Here is a 2131-nt window from a genome sequence, read left to right on the forward strand (position 1 = left end):
TGTTTTCCAGTTGTCGTGGTTTCCATCGATGTGATGAAGATGTACAGACTCGTCTTCTAAGAACTTCAACCTACAGTGTCCACAGGAATGGTTTTGCCTTTTCAATGCGTCAGATGTAGCATCGGAGTATAGGCGTGAATTCCTTTTACTCCAGTAGACTAGGTCACCATCGTAAGGTGACTTAGTCCCCCGTACGTTCACGTGTTGATTTTGCTTGTAGCCTACCTTTGGGAATGCCTTTTTACATAGTTCATTTGCCTTATACCGATTTACTTTCTTTTCCTTGCGGAATTTGCGGTTGGCGGTGTGGTTCATGAACCATAAGTTATCCCTAGAGCTACTCATATCGCAGCTTGCATGGTAGTTACGCCATCCGCGAACGATAGGGGCTAGTTTCTTGGCTTTTACTTCGGCACCATAGTTCGAGTTGTTGACTATGTGTTTAATCTTCTTACGTATGTTCCGGTGGTTCTCCTCTGAGGGAGTACACGAGAATTTTTCGTCTTTTCTGACGCGGAATTTCCACCCCAGGAGACGAAACCTTAGAATAAAGAAGCCTTAATTAATAATTTTTAACCCTTTTTTGCATAGTCTGTCCCCTGTAAAGGCTTCTTTATTCTTACGGTAACTTCATAGGAAGTCAAATCCATTTGTCGTTTTGGTTAGCTTGGTCTTTTCTTCGCTGATTTCCATCCCTCTTTCTGCCAGGAAGTTTTTGACTTTCTGGAGAATCTTTTCAGCGTTATCTCTTGGCTTGAGGATGAATACCATATCATCTGCGTACCGCAAACTTGTGTGTATGTCCTCTATTCCGTTAAGTGCCACATTAGCTAGTAGGGGGCTGACCACACCACCTTGGGGTGTTCCTTGCTCTGGGAATTCCGGATTGATGCCTGCTTTTAAGCACCTGAAAATCCCCTGTTTTAGGCACGCAGGAGCTAGCAATCTATCCATGATTGAGCTGTGTGCGATGCGGTCAAAACATTTCTTTATGTCTAGTTCTATTATTCGCTTATTTATGCCGTTTTTGTTAGAGGCTAGTTGAAGGAACAGGCGTTTTTGAACGTCCTGTGCGCATCTTCCAGTCCTGAAACCGTAACTATTGGCGTTGAACGTGGCCTCATGGGCTGGTTCTAGGGCGAATTTGGCTAAACATTGCCATGCGCGGTCTGCTATGGTTGGTATCTTTAACATCCGAGTTTTCCCATTCTTTTTACGGATTGGTTTTTCTCGTAGTCCGCTATGTTTCCAGTCGTGGCCATAGAGGTTCAATGTTTCAACCAGTTCCATGCGTTCCCTGTAGTTGAGTTTTGACTTTCCGTCAACTCCAGCTGTTTTTTTACCCTTATTTAGTTGTGTCACTTGTCGGACGGCCAACAGATGTGCTGAGCGGGATTTCATAATCAGTTTCTGTAGAGACCTTGCTTTCTTCAAGTCACCAGCTCGAACCGCTTTATATACTCGTTTTTGTAGGCGGAATAAGTTTTGGCGGACTTTCTTCCACTTCTGACTTTTCCAGAGTTCACTATGATTGCTCATGTGTCTAACTTTGCTCTCCTAGAACTTGTATATTCTGAATACCCGCAGGCAGTTTCCGCCTGCATCCTACCCGACAGTGGGGATTAGGTTTGACATAACTTACCATAGGTTCGACCGGCCTATAGACCCATTTATGCTGTCGTTTTTACTTGTTCCGTTCATCGGATTCTTTGATGATTTAGGGCAGTCCACTTTGCCTATTCCCTCCTCGGAGATTACAACTGTCAACTGCAAAACGTTGTGAGGATACTCGGGAATCAAGTCTCGCATGTACTTAGTCAGATTGCGGCTTAGTTATTAGACACTTTTTTGAGGACTTTTGTTAATCTACCCTTGTCATCTTCCCTGTTAGCGCCAGTGTCATGCATCTGAATCATGTCTGATTGCGCCCTGGTGCCAGCTTCACTCTGTTAGGATGTCGCCTACTCGGTGTGGCCAGATAAGGAGTCACTAGTCTCTTCTAGGGGCGGGTTTGCACCGCCATCCGGATGAACAGTTATAATTCTTGGGGTTGTCCCCGCGAGTTACCTGAGTCATACCTCTCCCGCACGAGGGAGGCTCCTACTCAGAACAAGCCGCACACAGTTATAAC

The 2131-nt window shown here is 45.1% G+C and carries 1 pseudogene; it reads right to left on the minus strand.

Annotation, left to right across the window (positions count from 1 at the left end):
- Positions 1–1539 (minus strand): annotated as a pseudogene (locus F6J99_RS44520) (reverse transcriptase domain-containing protein); the annotation flags it as partial.
- Positions 1540–2131 lie beyond the last annotated feature (592 nt).

Origin of the sequence: Moorena sp. SIO4G3 (assembly GCF_010692305.1) — a bacterium.
Lineage (GTDB): Bacteria > Cyanobacteriota > Cyanobacteriia > Cyanobacteriales > Coleofasciculaceae > Moorena > Moorena producens_A.